Origin of the sequence: Hydrogenophaga sp. (assembly GCF_050182545.1) — a bacterium.
Taxonomy (GTDB): domain Bacteria; phylum Pseudomonadota; class Gammaproteobacteria; order Burkholderiales; family Burkholderiaceae_C; genus Hydrogenophaga.
This window is the reverse complement of the sequence record NZ_JBFXCD010000005.1, coordinates 125,302-140,113: the sequence shown is the minus strand read 5'-3', so window position 1 is coordinate 140,113 and position 14,812 is coordinate 125,302. Positions and strand designations below refer to the sequence as shown.

At 66.6% G+C, this 14,812-nt stretch carries 16 protein-coding genes; 8 read left to right on the top strand and 8 right to left on the bottom strand.

What is annotated here, in order from left to right; genetic code table 11:
* Positions 1–28: 28 nt before the first annotated feature.
* The 4 genes from AB7P10_RS07550 to AB7P10_RS07535 all read left to right on the top strand — a co-directional run bounded on the left by AB7P10_RS07550 (position 29) and on the right by AB7P10_RS07535 (position 4,687).
* Positions 29–838, top strand: coding sequence for a cyclase family protein (locus tag AB7P10_RS07550; protein ID WP_428293223.1), 810 nt, complete (start codon positions 29–31; stop codon positions 836–838).
* 5 nt (positions 839–843) lie between these two features.
* Complete coding sequence (gene fahA, locus AB7P10_RS07545) at positions 844–2,169, top strand: fumarylacetoacetase (protein WP_428293222.1); 1,326 nt, start codon at positions 844–846, stop codon at positions 2,167–2,169.
* Between the two features lie 67 nt (positions 2,170–2,236).
* Positions 2,237–2,992 carry a DUF3800 domain-containing protein gene (locus AB7P10_RS07540; protein WP_428293221.1) on the top strand — a complete coding sequence of 252 codons (756 nt, stop codon included), beginning with the start codon at positions 2,237–2,239 and terminating at the stop codon, positions 2,990–2,992.
* Positions 2,993–3,310: 318 nt separating this feature from the next.
* Positions 3,311–4,687, top strand: coding sequence for a solute carrier family 23 protein (locus AB7P10_RS07535; RefSeq protein ID WP_428293220.1), 1,377 nt, complete (start codon positions 3,311–3,313; stop codon positions 4,685–4,687).
* A 7-nt stretch (positions 4,688–4,694) separates the two neighbouring features.
* Here AB7P10_RS07535 and AB7P10_RS07530 read toward each other — a convergent pair whose 3' ends face one another.
* On the bottom strand, positions 4,695–5,975 hold the full coding sequence (locus AB7P10_RS07530) for an AsmA-like C-terminal region-containing protein (RefSeq protein ID WP_428293219.1): 1,281 nt from the start codon (positions 5,973–5,975) through the stop codon (positions 4,695–4,697).
* Positions 5,976–6,093: 118 nt separating this feature from the next.
* Here AB7P10_RS07530 and AB7P10_RS07525 point away from each other — a divergent pair, with 118 nt between their 5' ends.
* Positions 6,094–6,516, top strand: coding sequence for a hotdog fold thioesterase (locus AB7P10_RS07525; RefSeq protein ID WP_428293218.1), 423 nt, complete (start codon positions 6,094–6,096; stop codon positions 6,514–6,516).
* Between the two features lie 34 nt (positions 6,517–6,550).
* Here AB7P10_RS07525 and AB7P10_RS07520 read toward each other — a convergent pair whose 3' ends face one another.
* The 6 genes from AB7P10_RS07520 to AB7P10_RS07495 form a co-directional block, all read right to left on the bottom strand.
* Entirely contained in the window at positions 6,551–7,099 is a 549-nt protein-coding gene (locus AB7P10_RS07520) for a DUF4256 domain-containing protein (protein ID WP_428293217.1), read from the bottom strand.
* Positions 7,100–7,119: 20 nt separating this feature from the next.
* Positions 7,120–8,616: a tripartite tricarboxylate transporter permease gene (locus tag AB7P10_RS07515; protein ID WP_428293216.1), complete on the bottom strand. Its 1,497-nt coding sequence runs from the start codon at positions 8,614–8,616 to the stop codon at positions 7,120–7,122.
* On the bottom strand, positions 8,613–9,113 hold the full coding sequence (locus AB7P10_RS07510; RefSeq protein ID WP_428293215.1) for a tripartite tricarboxylate transporter TctB family protein: 501 nt from the start codon (positions 9,111–9,113) through the stop codon (positions 8,613–8,615). The genes AB7P10_RS07515 and AB7P10_RS07510 overlap by 4 nt, the downstream gene beginning before the upstream one ends.
* A gap of 96 nt (positions 9,114–9,209) precedes the next feature.
* Positions 9,210–10,199 carry a tripartite tricarboxylate transporter substrate binding protein gene (locus tag AB7P10_RS07505; protein WP_428293214.1) on the bottom strand — a complete coding sequence of 330 codons (990 nt, stop codon included), beginning with the start codon at positions 10,197–10,199 and terminating at the stop codon, positions 9,210–9,212.
* 270 nt (positions 10,200–10,469) lie between these two features.
* On the bottom strand, positions 10,470–10,814 hold the full coding sequence (locus AB7P10_RS07500) for a hypothetical protein (protein ID WP_428293213.1): 345 nt from the start codon (positions 10,812–10,814) through the stop codon (positions 10,470–10,472).
* A complete protein-coding gene (locus tag AB7P10_RS07495) occupies positions 10,811–11,377 on the bottom strand; it encodes a cob(I)yrinic acid a,c-diamide adenosyltransferase (protein ID WP_428293212.1) in 567 nt (188 codons plus the stop codon). The genes AB7P10_RS07500 and AB7P10_RS07495 overlap by 4 nt, the downstream gene beginning before the upstream one ends.
* A gap of 230 nt (positions 11,378–11,607) precedes the next feature.
* Between AB7P10_RS07495 and AB7P10_RS07490 the strand changes: the two genes are divergently transcribed.
* The 3 genes from AB7P10_RS07490 to AB7P10_RS07480 all read left to right on the top strand — a co-directional run bounded on the left by AB7P10_RS07490 (position 11,608) and on the right by AB7P10_RS07480 (position 13,820).
* Positions 11,608–11,838: a hypothetical protein gene (locus AB7P10_RS07490; RefSeq protein WP_428293211.1), complete on the top strand. Its 231-nt coding sequence runs from the start codon at positions 11,608–11,610 to the stop codon at positions 11,836–11,838.
* A 108-nt stretch (positions 11,839–11,946) separates the two neighbouring features.
* Entirely contained in the window at positions 11,947–13,371 is a 1,425-nt protein-coding gene (locus tag AB7P10_RS07485) for an FAD-binding oxidoreductase (protein ID WP_428293210.1), read from the top strand.
* Between the two features lie 113 nt (positions 13,372–13,484).
* A complete protein-coding gene (locus tag AB7P10_RS07480) occupies positions 13,485–13,820 on the top strand; it encodes a YegP family protein (RefSeq protein WP_428293209.1) in 336 nt (111 codons plus the stop codon).
* Between the two features lie 45 nt (positions 13,821–13,865).
* Here the strand turns inward: AB7P10_RS07480 and AB7P10_RS07475 are convergent, their stop codons facing one another.
* The gene (locus tag AB7P10_RS07475) at positions 13,866–14,789 is read right to left on the bottom strand and encodes a ParB/RepB/Spo0J family partition protein (protein ID WP_428293208.1); all 924 of its coding nucleotides are present in this window, start codon (positions 14,787–14,789) and stop codon (positions 13,866–13,868) included.
* Positions 14,790–14,812: the final 23 nt, after the last annotated feature.

Sequence of the window (14,812 nt, the reverse complement as noted above, 5' to 3'; positions counted from 1 at the left end):
ACCATTCCCATTTCTGAAGGAGGCCCCCATGCCACGCCAATTCGTCGACCTCTCCATCTACCTTGAAAACGACGTGCTGAGCGACCCGCCAGCCTTCGCGCCCAAGATCCAGTACTTCACGCACGAGCAGAGCTTCGAGCAGATCGAGCCCTTCTTCCCCGGCCTGAAAAAGGAAGACCTGCCCGACGGCGAAGGCTGGGCGGTGGAGCTCGTGCAGCTCTCCACCCACAACGGCACGCACCTGGACGCGCCCTACCACTTCCACTCCACCATGGACAAGGCGCTGGGCGAGAAGAAGCCCGCCATCGCCATTCACGACGTGCCGCTGGAGTGGTGCTTCCAGCCCGGCGTGAAGCTGGACTTTCGCCACTTCGCGGACGGCTACGTTGTCACCGCCGCCGACGTGGAAGCCGAGTTGAAGCGCATCAACCACACCCTCAAACCGCTGGAGATCGTGGTGGTGAACACGCGCGCCGGCTCGCGCTACGGCCACAACGACTACGTGTCCGCCGGCTGCGGCATGGGCTACGAGGCCACCATGTATTTGCTGGAGCGCGGCGTGCGTCTGACCGGCACCGACGCCTGGAGCTGGGACGCCCCCTTCGTGCACACCGCGCAGAAATACGGCGAGACGAAAGACGCTTCGCTGATCTGGGAAGGCCACAAGGCCGGGCGCGACATCGGCTACTGCCACATCGAGAAGCTGCACAACCTCGAAGCCCTGCCGGCCGACGGCTTCTTCATCTCCTGCTTCCCGCACAAGATCCGTGGCGCCTCCGCCGGCTGGACACGCGCGGTCGCGATTTTTGATGACGCTCTCCAGGCCACGGCCGCTTGAACACCATGGAACTGAACCACACCCACGACCCCGAAGCACGCAGCTGGCTTGAATCGGCCAACGCACCGGGCACCGACTTCCCGATCCAGAACTTGCCGTTCGGCGTGTTCCGCCGCAAGGGATCCAGCGAGGCCTTCCGCGGTGGCGTGGCCATTGGCGACCAGGTGATCGACCTCGCCGCCATCGCCAAGGCCGGCGCCGTCTCCGGCGCGGCGGCGGTCAAGGCCGTCAACGCCTGCGCGGGCGACGCGCTGAACGACTTCCTGGCCATGGGCCCGATGGCCTGGCGCGCGCTGCGCCACGCGCTGTTCGACCTGCTCAAGACCGGCGCCAGCGGCCCGGGCGTGAACGCGCTGCGCGCCAGCCTCGTGCCGCTGACCGAGGTGGAACACCGCGTGCCCACGCGCATCGGCGACTACACGGACTTCTACACCTCCATCCACCACGCGCGCAACGTCGGCCGCGTCATCCGGCCGGACGACCCGCTCTCGCCCAACTTCCAGTGGATCCCCATCGCGTACCACGGCCGCGCCTCCAGCGTCGTCGTCAGCGGCACGCCCTTCCACCGCCCCATGGGCCAGGCCATGCCACCGGGCGCGAGCGCCCCCGTGTACGGCGCCTGCAAGCGGCTGGACTACGAACTGGAAATGGGCTTCTACGTCGGGCCCGGCAACGCCATGGGCACGCCCATTCCACTGACCGAAGCCGAAGACCACATCTTCGGCATGTGCCTGCTCAACGACTGGTCCGCGCGCGACCACCAGTTCTGGGAAATGAACCCGCTCGGCCCCTTCCTGGGCAAGAACTTCTGCACCACCGTGTCACCGTGGATCGTGACCATGGAAGCGCTCGCGCCCTACCGCGTTCCCTTCTCACACCCCGCCGACGAACCGCAGCCGCTGGCCTACCTGGACAGCGCGGCCAACAGCGCCGAAGGCGGCGTCGACGTGCAACTGGAGGTGCGCCTCGAATCGCGCGAACACCGCGAACGCGGCATCGCGCCCGACCGCCTATCGGCCACGAGCTTTCGCCACCAGTACTGGACCATCGCGCAGATGCTCGCGCAGCACACCGTGGGCGGCTGCAACCTGCAACCCGGCGACCTGCTGGGCACCGGCACCATCTCCGGCCCTACACCGGCCGAAGCCGGCGCCATCGTCGAACTGAGCGTGGGCGGCACCAAGGACGTGCCCCTGCCCGGCATCGGCGCGCAGCGCCGCTTCCTGGAAGACGGCGACACCATCATCCTGCGCGGCTGGTGCGAAAAGCCGGGCGCGGCGCGGATCGGGTTTGGGGAGAGTCGGGGGGAGGTGTTGGCGTCGGTGGGGTGAGCCGAGGGGTAAGCCACCAAAGCGGCTTCGAAATTCTTGTCGTTGGCGAACCTGCAAGAATCTCGCCATGCAACTCCTATTCATTGATGAGTCTGGCACTCCCCCCACCGCCAAATCCGCAGCGGATGTCGGCTACTTTGTGCTGGGTGGAGTTGTGATACCTGAGGAAGTTTGGGTCAAGTTGGCCGCTGACCTAAAGCGAATCAAAGCTTCTTACCAAGTTCATGGCGAGATTAAGTGGAGACACTTCGCGCAGGACAAGGGTGGAAAGCCAACCCCATTAAGTCATCTGCCTATAGAGCACAAAGAGTCGCTTCGCCGCGACCTTTATAGAGCTCTCACAGCATATAAGGCAGTAAAGATTATCAGTGTGGTAGCCCATGCCCCATCGTGCTACGGCAAAGGGTACATCGAGACCCCCGACAACATTTACTGGCTTTGCTACAAGCAATTGACCGAACGTTTTCAATACATGCTTCAAGACTTGTCTCGCATGATCGGTCATTCGGTTCACGGCATTGTGGTGTGCGACAACCGTGGCCCAAGAGACGACGAAAACCTGAGGAACTTGCATGCAACGCTTATGTCGTCTGATGGTGAAAACATCTCGCGCTATCAAAACATCATCGAAGGATTGTTCATCGCCCCATCTCACTTGAGCGTCGGCATTCAGTTCGCCGATTTGGTAGCTGGGGCGATATTTCGGAAGTTCAAAGCGGATGATGGTCGCTTTTTTTCTCAGATTGAAGGCTCCTTCAGAACTTCGCCGACTGGCGCTATCGCGGGCTACGGCGTGGTGAAATTCCCAAAAGGCGCTTGGTAAAAGAAAAGGCACCTCGACCAATGGTCGAGGTGCCTTTCAATCGAATTAGGCGCCGTGTTGTTGGTTTCCCAACAAACCTGCTAGTAACGACGCAGTCACGGCGTAGTCGAATTGTACGGTGGCTGGGATATCCGTACAACGTTGCGGGTTCCACGGACCACTTTTCACTCACGCCCACGACCACATAGCCCGGCTAAGACCGCCGTGGACTAAGAAGGTAGCTGCGCCGAAGTTGCTTCTCTCGACAGCCTTCGAAGGCACAATCCCACCCGGCGCGAGAAGAGGCGCGCCCGCCCCCTCAACAACACGGAGACAACCATGGGCCTGCTCAACTGGACGGAGAAACCGGCTTCCACGCTGAACAATGGCGGCGTGATCGCGCCCGACGAACGCCTGCCCTGGCCGCAGACGGGGGTGATGGGTGTGCAGCACGTCATTGCCATGTTTGGCGCCACGGTGCTGGCGCCGTTGCTGATGGGGTTTGACCCCAATGTCGCCATCCTCATGAGTGGCATCGGCACGCTGATCTTCTTCGTCATCACCGGGGGCAAGGTGCCGAGCTACCTGGGCTCCAGCTTTGCCTTCATCGGCGTGGTGATTGCGGCCAGCGGCTACGCGGGGCCGGGGCTGAACGCCAACCTGGGTGTGGCGCTGGGCGGCATCATTGCCTGCGGGGCGCTCTACACCGTCATCGGCGTCGTCGTGCACCTGACCAATGTGCGGCACACGCGCTCCACGCCGCTCAAGGGCATGGAGGTGGAGGAGGTGGAGAACGACGTGGCCGTGCACTGGATCGAGCGGCTGATGCCGCCGGTGGTGACGGGCGCGGTGGTGGCGGTGATCGGCCTGAACCTGGCGGCGATCCCGATCAAGAACATGGCGCCCACGGGTTTTGACGCCTGGATGCAGGCCGTCACCTTCCTCAGCGTGGGCCTGGTGGCGGTGTACACGCGCGGCATGACGCAGCGGCTGCTGATCCTGGTGGGTCTGATCGCGGCCAGTTTGATTTACGCCGTGCTCACCAACGGCCTGGGCCTGGGCAAGCCGATCGACCTCTCGGCCGTGGCCGCCGCGCCGCTGTTCGGGCTGCCGAAGTTCGCCGCGCCGGTATTCGAGGCGCAGGCCATGCTGCTGATTGCGCCGGTGGCGCTGATCCTGGTGGCCGAGAACCTGGGCCACATCAAGGCCGTGAGCGCGATGACCGGGCGCGACCTGAACCCCTACCTGGGCAAGGCCTTCATTGGCGACGGCGTGGCCACCATGGTCAGCGGTGCATCGGGCGGCACCGGCGTGACGACGTATGCCGAGAACATCGGCGTGATGGCCGCGACCAAGATCTATTCCACCGCCATGTTCGTGGTGGCCGCGTGTATTGCCATCGTGCTGGGCTTCAGCCCCAAGTTCGGCGCGCTGATCCAGGCGATTCCGCTGGCGGTGATGGGTGGGGTGTCCATCGTCGTCTTCGGCCTGATCGCCATCGCCGGTGCGCGCATCTGGGTGGAGAACAAGGTCGACTTCAGCGACAACAAGAACCTGCTGGTGGCCGCGATCACGCTGATTCTGGGCACGGGCGAGTACACGCTGAAGTTCGGCGGCTTCGCGCTGGGTGGCATCGGCACCGCCACCTTCGGCGCGATCATCCTGTACTGGTTGCTCAACCGGGGCGGCGCCACGCCCGCAGGCAACAACACCTGATCGTTCATCACCGGCGCTGCCGCGCTGGTGGAATGCGGGGCGGCTCGCTCACCGCCCCACCGATCTTGCCGCCCAGGAGCGTGCCGATGCCGGGCAGCACCGCCGTGCCGATGACCGCGCCGGCGATCGAACCCCAGGCCATCTCGAACGTCGGTTCGCGCGTCGGCCCATGGGCCGCGAAAGGCACGTCCACCACGCCACCGCCCACCACCAGCGTGCCTTGCGCTTCGATCTCGCGGCGGTACAGGGTGGCCTTACCCGTGGCGCTGTAGGCGCCGGCCACCGCCTGCACCTCGGTGAAGGTGGTCTTGAGACCCTGCGCGGTGTTCTGCGTGACCATCACACCGCTGAGGCTATCCAGTGGCGTCTGGCCGGCGCGGTCCTCACCGAGCGACTTGACGGCCTTGTCCAGGTCGATGCGCAACAGACGCGCGCCCGCCACCTGCAATGTGCTGCGGGTGCGCAGCGAACGAAACAGCTCGCCCACCGTGTCGCCCTCGGCGCGCAGCGTCGTGTCGCCCGAGGCCCGGCCGCTGATGAAGGCGCGGCGGTTGAAGCTCTCCAGCAGGGCCTGAATCTCCACGCCGCGCGGTGCGAGTTCGCCGGCGAGCGTCATGCGGCCGCTGCCCGACGTGGTCAGCCGCGCCCGGCCGTGCGCCGTGCCACCGCCGGCCTGCAGCTCAAGCCGGTAGATGTCGGCGCCCTCGCTGGTCCTGCCGTCGTGCGTGGCGTGCAACGTGGCGGGGGTCTTCGCGTCGGGGCGGCGCAGTTGCGCGCGCCGCGGCAGGCGGTCGCCTTCGCTGAATTCGATCTCGCCTTCATAGTTGACCGGCACGCCGCTGGAGGCGGTGTAGGTCAGGTCCCTGAAGACCAGCGTGCGCAGCACGACGCTGGCGCCGTCCGCGTTCTGCAGCTTGCCGCGGTAGGCGGCCAGCGCCTGGCGCGGCACTTCAGCGCCTTCGATTTCCAGGCGGTCGATGACCAGGCGCTTGCGCAGCAGCGGCATGGGTTCGGGGTAGATCGCGAGGCGGCGCATGCGGATCGCCTCGTCGCGCGGCTGCTCGGTGTGGGCGTCCAGCACCTCGATCACCGGCGTGCCGCGCAGGCGCCAGCGCGCTTCACCCACCACCAGGCGCTGGCCGAGCCGAGCTTCGAACTCGCGCTCGACGCGGCGCGCAAGTTCCTCGTTGCTCGGCACGGCCAACTGGATGGCAACCGACGCGCCAACCACCAGCAGCGCCAGCAGGGCGACAGCGGCAAAGGCCCGGCGGCGGGTGGCAGGTGTCATGGTCGGTTGGTCTCCAGCCTGCATCGTGCCGGCAGGGCGGCCGGCGCGCTGTAGGCGCAGGCCGCGTGGGGTGCCGGATATTTCCTATAGTGCAGCCTTCACCCCAAGGAGACCGCTCTTGTCCATCTGGAAAAAACCCATCTCGGTTGAAGAACTGACCGCCATCCACCACGACACCGCCGTGCAGCACCTGGGCATCGAGTTCCTCGAAGTCGGGCCCGACTTCATCCGCGCGCGCGTGCCGGTGGACACGCGCACCAAACAGCCCTATGGCCTGCTGCACGGTGGCGTGAGCGTGGTGCTGGCGGAAACGTTGGGCTCTTGCGGCGCCGCCTACAGCTGCCCCGACGGCCACCGCGCGGTGGGGCTGGACATCAACGCCAACCACCTCAAGGGCGCCACCAGCGGTTGGGTCACCGGCGTCACCCGCCCGGTGCACATCGGCCGCACCACCCAGGTGTGGCAGATCGACATGACGAACGACGCGGGCGAAACGACCTGCGTCTCGCGCATCACGATGGCGGTGCTGGCGCCGCGCTGAAGGCAGCGCCTGCGGCCACATCGGGCCTCGGGCTTCAAACGCGCAGCAGCGCGCGAAAGCCCCGGGCGGCGTAGTACGACTGCACGCCGTTGTGGTACGTGAACACCTGGCCGTAGCGGCGGTCGCAGAAGAGCGCTCCGCCTTTTGAGCGGATGGCCGCGGGGGTGGCGACCCAGCTGGAGGTCTTGAGGTCGAACTCACCCAGTTGCTGCAGCGCGCGGTACTGCTCTTCCGTCAGCAGCTCCACGCCCATGTCGGCGGCCATCTGCACCGCGCTGCCCTGGGGCTTGTTTTCCTTGCGCGCGTTCAGGGCCTCGTCGTCGTAGCAGAGGCTGCGGCGCCCTGTGGGGCTTTCGGCGGCGCAGTCGCAAAAGGCGATCTGCCCGCTGTCGCTGGCCTGCCCGATCACGTCGGGCTCGCCGCCCGTGGCTTCCATGCGCGCCAGGGATTCGATGGCCGTGGCCGGCGCGGCCTTGAGTCGGGCGAGCACGTCCGTCCAGGCCTGGCCGGGGTGGCGATTCATGTGTTGCTCGAATCGGCGCTTCAATTGCGCCAGCAGTTCCTCGCGTTCTTTCGATGTCATCCGGGGGGTACTCCTTCCAGTCAGGCCTTGCGCTGGCGCAGCCGCTTCCACCAGGCGGTCTGGCTCACGATGGTGAAGGTCAGCGCCGCCAGGATGATGGCCGACAGCGGCGAGGTGAAGAATTCGCCGACGAACTGGCCGACATTGCCTTCGGCCGAGATCATGGCCTGGCGGTAGCTGCGGTCCATCAGCGGCCCGAGGATGATGCCCAGAATCACCGGGCCCACCTGGTAGCCGTACATCTTGAGGAAGTAGCCGAGCACGCCGAAGCCGAGCATCCAGTAGACGTCGGTCGGGTTGTTGCTGATCGCATAGGCGCCGACGGCAGAGAGCACCAGGATCAGCGGCAACAGGATGGGTTTGGGCGTTTCGACGATCTTGGCGAACAGCTTGATGCCGGTGAGGCCGAAGACCAGCAGGAAGATGTTGGCCAGCGTCAGGCAGCCCACGGTGAACCAGAACAGGTGCGGCGTTTCCACCATCAGCAGCGGCCCGGGCTTGAGGCCGTGGATGTACATGGCGCCGATGATCACGGCCGTGACCGCGTCGCCCGGAATGCCCAGCGTCATCATCGGGATGTAGGCGCCGCCGATGGCGGCGTTGTTGGCCGATTCGGGCGCCACCAGGCCCTCGACCGCGCCCTCGCCAAATGGCACCTCCGGGTTCTTGACGCTGCGCTTGGCGTGGTCGTAGGCCATGAGCGCGGCGATGTCGCCGCCCGCGCCGGGCAGCGCGCCCACCACCACACCGATGGCGGAGGTGCGCGCGGTCAATGGCAGATGCTTGCGCAGGCGCGACCACGAGGGAATGATCTTCGAGACGTTCTGCTTGATGGCCTTGAGCTTGAGCTCGTGCAGCTGCGCCAGCACCTCGGCCACGCCAAAGAAACCGATCATGGCCGCCACGTAGGAAATGCCGGCGGTGAGCTGCAGGTTGCCGAACGTGAAGCGCGGCTCGGCCGTCATCGGGTCCAGCCCGACGGAGCCGATCAGCACGCCCAGCGCGCCGGCAAAGATGCCCTTGGACAGCGAGTCGCCCGAGAGGCTGCCCACCAGCAGGATGCCCCAGAGCGCGAGCATGAGGTAGTCGCGCGGCGCGAACTTGAGCGCCAGCTCGGACACCGCGGGTGCGGCCAGCGCCAGCGCGATGATTCCGATGAAGCCACCGATGACGGAGACGATGGTCGTCAGGCCGATGGCCTGCCCGGCCTCGCCGCGCTTGGCCATGGGGTAACCGTCGAGCGCTGTGGCAATGGCCGACGGTGCGCCGGGAATGTTCAGCAGGATGGCGCTGCGCGAGCCCCCGTAGACCCCCCCGAAATAAATGCCGGCGATCAGCGCCAGCGCTTCATTCACGTCCCACTTGAAGGTGAACGAGATCAGGATCGACACCGCCATCGTCACCGACAGGCCGGGGATGGCGCCGATGTAGATGCCCGCCAGCGTGCCCAGCGCCGTGAGCATGAGCAAATACGGATCCAGCCACGGGATCAGGAAGAAGCCCAGCACCTCGCTCATGACAGCAGCCCCTGCAGCAGCTTGCCCTTGGGCAGCACGACCGAGAACACGGTCTGGAAGATGACGTGAATGGCGGCCAGGCTGAGCGCCGCGACCACGAGGTTGAGCACGATGCGCCGGCTGCCCAGCAGCCACATCGAAACCACCAGAAACACATAGGACGACAGCAGGAAGCCCGCCCAGTCCAGCACCAGCATGTACAGGGCGATGGCCAGCACGAAGCCCAGCAGCACCGGTGGCGTGAGCTGGCGCACGAAGCGCCGGGCCAGCGACTCGCCCGGTTGCGCGGAGCTGGGCGTTTCGCGCAGCGTGTGCACGACGTTGAGCACGCCGGTGATCAGCATCACGGCGGTGACCACCATCGGGAAGGCCCCGGCGGAGGTGAGCGACTCGAAACCCGAGATGCCGTACGCGGTCCAGAGCATGAACGCGCTGAACAGCAGCAGCAGGACGGTGAAGGCGATTTCGCCGGGCAGCCGGCTGCGCTTGGTGTGCATGGAAGGGACCTCGGTTCTGTCCCGGCGGCGCTGCGGCCGCCGGGGTTTGCGCCCCGGCAGATCAGTGCCGCCGGGAATCGCTGGCCATGTGCGCGATCAGGGCTTGGCGATGCCCAGGTCGGCCGGGTTCTTTTTCGCCACGCCCACTTCCTGGTAGGTCCAGGCGGTGACCGACTGCCACTTCTTGAGGAAGGCCTCGGCCTCGGGGCCGCTGAGGTTCATCACGACGTTGCCGCGCGCGACCATCAGTTCCTTGAACTTGGGGTCATCCACGGCCTTCTTGAACGCGGCGGTGAGCTTGGCCTTGGCTGCGTCGGGCGTGTCCTTCTTGACGAAGACGCCATAGAACGGGCCCCAGGGCAGGTACTTGCCCAGGCCGGGCAGGTCGGTGGTGATGGGGGGCACGTCCCCGAAGGGCTGCGAGTCGATCGCCGCCAGCGCCTTGAGGCGACCGGCCTTGATGTGTTCGGCCGCCGCGCCGGCGCCCACGAACATCAGGTCCACGTGGCCACCCAGCAGCGCGGTCACGCCCGGGCCGTCGCCGTCGAAGGGCACCGAGGTGACGGGAAACTTCGCGACGGTGGAAATCATCGAGCCCACGGTGAACGGCAGGCCGCCCGTGCCGGTGGATGCCTGCTTGATCTTGCCGGGGTTGGCCTGCGCGTCGGCGAGCAGGTCCTTGAAGGTCTTCCAGGGCTTGTTGGGCGTCGTCACCACCAGCACGTTGCCGCGGCCCACGATGTTGACCGGGTAGAACTTCGAGTAGTCGAGGTCGCTGATGCCCAGGATGGGGTGCAGCTGCGGGTTCTCCGCGCCGAAGAGCAGCGTGTAGCCGTCGCTGGCCTGCTGCTGGATGTAGTTGGTCGCGATCGCGCCCACGCCACCGGGCTTGTTCTGCAGCACGATCTTCTTGCCCAGCGCCTCTTCGGCGCCCGGGGTCAGCGCGCGGCTGACGACGTCGGTGGCGCCGCCGGCGCCCCACTGGATGATGCCGGAGAGCTCACGCTCCGGAAAACCTTGCGCGGACGCGCCCGTTGCGGCCACGGCGCAGACCAGCGTGGCGAGTGCGGTTCGAATCAGTTTCATTGTTGTCTCCAGAAAATTGGAAGAGGGGCGGGAAAATCGACCAGCGACCAGGGTGGCCGGTGGTGAACGTCAGTTCGCAAGTGCCGCCGTCGCGGTGCCCGGCAGCGAGAAAGGACCTGGGGCTGACATGGCCGCGACGATAGGGAATGGCGGCAGCGCCGTCCAGAAACTGCGGGACATACTTGTCCGCTCTCCGGCCATATTCGTTCGATCATCAGCCATTCTTCTCGTTATCCCTTAGGTTTTCGGGCCACCAGGCGGTGGGACACGCTAACCCCGTTCGCAGCGCCCCATCGCCGTCGCCTGGCCGCGGAAATCGCTGGTCCAGGTCTGGGCCGCGGTGTCGATCTGGATGCGCTCGTTGTCGATGGCGGTGAGGATGACCGTCTCGCGGATCGAGAAGGTGTAGACCGGCACGTCGTCGATGCGCACCGAGCGCACGCGCTGCTGGTCGTAGCCGATGCGCACGGTGCGCGTCCAGGTGGCGCGCGCGGGCAGGTACACGGCCTCGCACACCAGCGTGACGTCGCCCGCGCCGGCCGGAGCCTGCGCGCCGACGCTGCCGGCCTGCGCGATCCCCAGCAGCCCCAGCGCGAGGGCATGGTGTGGTTTCACGCGCCTGCCCCCTGCTGCATGCGCTCGCTCTTCCAGTACACGTCGTCGCCCCCGTTCATGCGGTTGAGCACGCGCGCGAGCACGAACATCAGGTCGGAGAGGCGGTTGAGGTACTGGCGCGGCGTGTCCTTCAAGGTCTCGGCCTTGTCCAGTGCCACCACGGCGCGTTCGGCGCGGCGCGCCACGGTGCGGCAGACGTGGGCCAGGCTGGCCGCGCGGTTGCCCGCGGGCAGGATGAACTCCTGCAGGCGCGGCAGGGCCGCGTTGTGCGTGGCCAGGGCCTCGTCCAGCGCCAGCACCGCCTCGGGCTTGAGCAACTCGAAGCCGGGGATGGAGAGCTCGCCACCGAGGTTGAAGAGCTGGTGCTGGATCTCGACCAGCAGCGCGCGCACGTCGTCGCCCATGTCCTCGCACAGCAGCAGGCCGATGTGCGAGTTGAGTTCGTCCACATCGCCCATGGCGTGCACGCGCAGGCTGTCCTTGGAGACGCGGGTGTTGTCGCCCAGGCCGGTGGTGCCGGCGTCGCCGGTGCGGGTGGCGATCTGGGTGAGTCGGTTGCCCATGGATGTTTCCTCTTTTCTCTTCTGATGGACCGATGCCGCGCGCAGCGCACGGAACACGCATTGTGAAGGAGCCGCGCACGCCACCGCCGAGTAACCGCATGCTGGCAAATGTGTCTCCGGCAAGTGTCCGTGCAGGCTGGCAACGAGTGGCAAAACCGCTGGCCTGCGGCGCCGCTTCGGGTGGTAATGGGCGCTCGTTCCAACGCATCCACTTCCTCAAGGAGTCCCCGATGTCACGCTCCCGCCCGCGCCTGGTGGCCGATTTCGAAGCCCGCAGCGTTCAACTGATTGCCGCGTGCACCCTGGGCCTGGCTGGCGTGGCCGCCGTGCACGGCACGCCGTCGGCGCGCGTCACCGGCCAGGCCGGAACCGCCACCTCCCAGAGCAGCGGCAGCGACGCGCCGAACATGGCCCGCGCTACCACCGCGCTGGGGCCACTGCAGAACCGGCGCCAGCCCTGAACGGGCGTGCCCGCGCGCGGCGCGGGACTTGTCGCGTGGCGTCTCGGCATGGCGGGGGTCTGGGCGTAAACTGACCGGCTGATCACAGCCGACACCGGAGACAAGCCCATGAACGCCCCCACCGCCCTGAGCCACCTGGCGCCCGAAGTCCACCAGCGCGCCATACCGCCTGAGTTTCTGGCCGCGCTGCAGTCGCGCTTTGGCGCGCAGTGTTCCACCGCCATGGTCGTGCGCGAGCAGCACGGGCGCGACGAGTCGGTGTACGAGGTGCCGCCGCCGGTGGCGGTGGTGTTCGCGCAGAGCACGCAGGACGTGGCCGATGCGGTGAAGCTCGCGGCACAGTTCCGCGTACCGGTGATTCCGTTCGGCGTGGGCTCCTCGCTCGAAGGCCACCTGCTCGCGGTGCAGGGCGGCATCAGCATCGACGTGAACCGCATGAACAACGTGCTCTCGATCAATGCCGAAGACCTCACCGTCACGGTGCAGCCGGGCGTGACGCGCAAGGCGGTGAATGAGGCGGTGAAAAGCGAGGGCCTCTTCTTCCCGATCGACCCGGGGGCCGACGCCTCCATCGGCGGCATGTGCGCCACGCGCGCATCGGGCACGAACGCCGTGCGCTACGGCACCATGCGCGAGAACGTGCTCGCGCTCGAGGTCGTCACCGCCAGCGGCGAGGTCATCCGCACCGGCACGCGCGCGAAGAAGAGCAGCGCGGGCTATGACCTCACGCGCCTGATGGTGGGCAGCGAAGGCACGCTGGGCGTGATCACGGAGGTGACGCTCAAGCTCTACCCGCTGCCCGAGGCGATTTCGGCGGCCACCTGCTCCTTCCCCAGCATCGAGGCTGCGGTGCGCACCGTCATCCAGGTGATCCAGCTCGGCGTGCCGATCGCGCGCTGCGAACTGATCGACCACAACACCGTGCGCATGGTCAATGCCCACAGCAAGCTCGGCCTGCGCGAGGAAAACATGCTGCTGATGGAATTCCACGGCTCGCCCGCGAGCGTGAAGGAACAGGCCGAGACGGTGCAGGAAATCGCCAACGAGTTCGGTGGCAATGCGTTCCAGTGGGCCGACACGCCCGAGGAGCGCACGCGCCTGTGGACCGCGCGGCACAACGCGTACTTCGCGGCCATCCAGAGCAAGCCCGGCTGCCGCGCGATCAGCACCGACACCTGTGTCCCGATCAGCCGCCTGGCCGACTGCCTGCTCGACTCGGTGGCCGAGGCCGACGCCGCGGGCCTGCCCTACTTCCTGGTTGGCCACGTGGGCGACGGCAACTTCCACTTCGGCTACCTGATCGACCCCAACAAGCCCGAGGAACACACGCTGGCCGAGGAGCTCAACCACAAACTGGTGGCGCGCGCGCTCAGCCTGGAAGGCACCTGCACCGGCGAACACGGCGTGGGCCTGCACAAGATGGAATTCCTGCTCACCGAGACCGGTGCCGGCGCGGTGGACATGATGCGCACCATCAAGCGCGCGCTCGATCCGGACAACATCCTGAACCCGGGCAAGATCTTCGCGCTGTGACCCCTGCGGGCGCGCGCCTGCGGCGCCGCGCCCAAGGAGAAACCCCCTTCCCCGCGAGCCGGGGCCGGCTAGGATGAAGTCCTGTTTTCTTCATCCCCACCCAAGGAGGTCACATGGCAGGTTGGTACGAACTGCATCAGAACGAAAAAGGCAAGTTTTCGTTTGTCCTGAAAGCCGCCAACGGCGAAGTCATCTTGCGCAGCGAAGGCTACGAGACGCGGGCCTCGGCCGAAAACGGCATCGCCTCGGTCCAGAAGAACAGCCCCAACGCCGCGAGCTACGAACGCAGCGACGCCACGGACGGGCGCTTCTTCTTCAACCTCAAGGCGGCCAACCACCAGGTCATCGGCACCAGCCAGATGTACAAGTCGGCGGCCAGCCGCGACGCCGGCATCGAGTCGGTGCGCAGCAACGGCCACAGCGAGGTGGTCAAGGGCGGCGGCGCCTGAAGCGCCGGGGCGGCGGGCACGACACCGCCCGCTGCCTGCCCGTGTTCAGTGCCCGCCGCGCAGGCGGTCGATCAGGCCATTGAGGGCGTCCAGAGAACCGAACTGGATCGCGACCTCGCCCATGTCCTCGACGCGGCCATGGCGCTTCACGCGCTTCTTCACGCGCACCTCGACCTCGGCGGTCAGCAGGTCGGCCAGTTCTTCCTCGACGCGGCGGATGTCGCGCGACTTCTCTTTCTTGAGCTTCTGCGGCGACAGCGCGAATTCAGCACCCAGCCGCTTGACCAGGCTTTCAGCCTCGCGCACCGACATCTTTTTCGCCGCGATCTGGTTGCCCGCCGTGATCTGGCTGGCCTTGTCCAGCGCGAGCAAGGCGCGCGCGTGGCCCATGTCCAAGTCGCCCGCCATGAGCATGGTCTGCACCGGCTCGGCCAGTTGCAGCAGGCGCAGCAGGTTGCTGGCGGCGCTGCGCGAACGCCCCACGGCCTGCGCAGCCTGTTCGTGAGTGAGCCCAAACTCTTTCACTAGCCTTTGCAGTCCGTGGGCCTCTTCCAGCGGATTCAGGTCTTCCCGCTGGATGTTCTCGATCAAGGCCATGGCCGCGGCAGCCTCGTCGGGCACGGCGCGCACCAGCACCGGCACGCTGTCCAGCCCCGCCAGTTTCGAGGCGCGGAAGCGCCGTTCGCCAGCAATGATTTCGTATTTGCCGGCGTTCGGGCCACCCGCCAGCTGGCGCACGAGGATGGGCTGCATCACGCCCTGGGCCTTGATGCTCTCGGCCAGCTCATACAGGGCGCCTTCGTCCATGCGGGTGCGTGGCTGGTAGATGCCGGCAACCAGCTGGTCCAGTGCCAGGCTGGAGGGCAACCCATCGCGTTCGCTCGCGGTGGCGGCGGCGCCCTCCACCACCTTGGGGCCCAGCAGGGCTTCGAGTCCGCGGCCGAGGCCCTTGGGTTTTTTGGTGACCATGGATCGTCTTGCTTTCGGAAAGG

Excerpts from the sequence above, each read along its gene's own strand:
- AB7P10_RS07510 (WP_428293215.1), bottom strand. The coding sequence starts at position 9,113 with ATGCACACCAAGCGCAGCCGGCTGCCCGGCGAAATCGCCTTCACCGTC.
- AB7P10_RS07550 (WP_428293223.1), top strand. The coding sequence starts at position 29 with ATGCCACGCCAATTCGTCGACCTCTCCATCTACCTTGAAAACGACGTG.
- AB7P10_RS07520 (WP_428293217.1), bottom strand. The coding sequence starts at position 7,099 with ATGACATCGAAAGAACGCGAGGAACTGCTGGCGCAATTGAAGCGCCGA.
- AB7P10_RS07480 (WP_428293209.1), top strand. The coding sequence starts at position 13,485 with ATGGCAGGTTGGTACGAACTGCATCAGAACGAAAAAGGCAAGTTTTCG.
- AB7P10_RS07505 (WP_428293214.1), bottom strand. The coding sequence starts at position 10,199 with ATGAAACTGATTCGAACCGCACTCGCCACGCTGGTCTGCGCCGTGGCC.
- AB7P10_RS07515 (WP_428293216.1), bottom strand. The coding sequence starts at position 8,616 with ATGAGCGAGGTGCTGGGCTTCTTCCTGATCCCGTGGCTGGATCCGTAT.
- AB7P10_RS07485 (WP_428293210.1), top strand. The coding sequence starts at position 11,947 with ATGAACGCCCCCACCGCCCTGAGCCACCTGGCGCCCGAAGTCCACCAG.
- AB7P10_RS07475 (WP_428293208.1), bottom strand. The coding sequence starts at position 14,789 with ATGGTCACCAAAAAACCCAAGGGCCTCGGCCGCGGACTCGAAGCCCTG.
- AB7P10_RS07490 (WP_428293211.1), top strand. The coding sequence starts at position 11,608 with ATGTCACGCTCCCGCCCGCGCCTGGTGGCCGATTTCGAAGCCCGCAGC.
- AB7P10_RS07495 (WP_428293212.1), bottom strand. The coding sequence starts at position 11,377 with ATGGGCAACCGACTCACCCAGATCGCCACCCGCACCGGCGACGCCGGC.
- AB7P10_RS07535 (WP_428293220.1), top strand. The coding sequence starts at position 3,311 with ATGGGCCTGCTCAACTGGACGGAGAAACCGGCTTCCACGCTGAACAAT.
- AB7P10_RS07530 (WP_428293219.1), bottom strand. The coding sequence starts at position 5,975 with ATGACACCTGCCACCCGCCGCCGGGCCTTTGCCGCTGTCGCCCTGCTG.
- AB7P10_RS07540 (WP_428293221.1), top strand. The coding sequence starts at position 2,237 with ATGCAACTCCTATTCATTGATGAGTCTGGCACTCCCCCCACCGCCAAA.
- fahA (WP_428293222.1), top strand. The coding sequence starts at position 844 with ATGGAACTGAACCACACCCACGACCCCGAAGCACGCAGCTGGCTTGAA.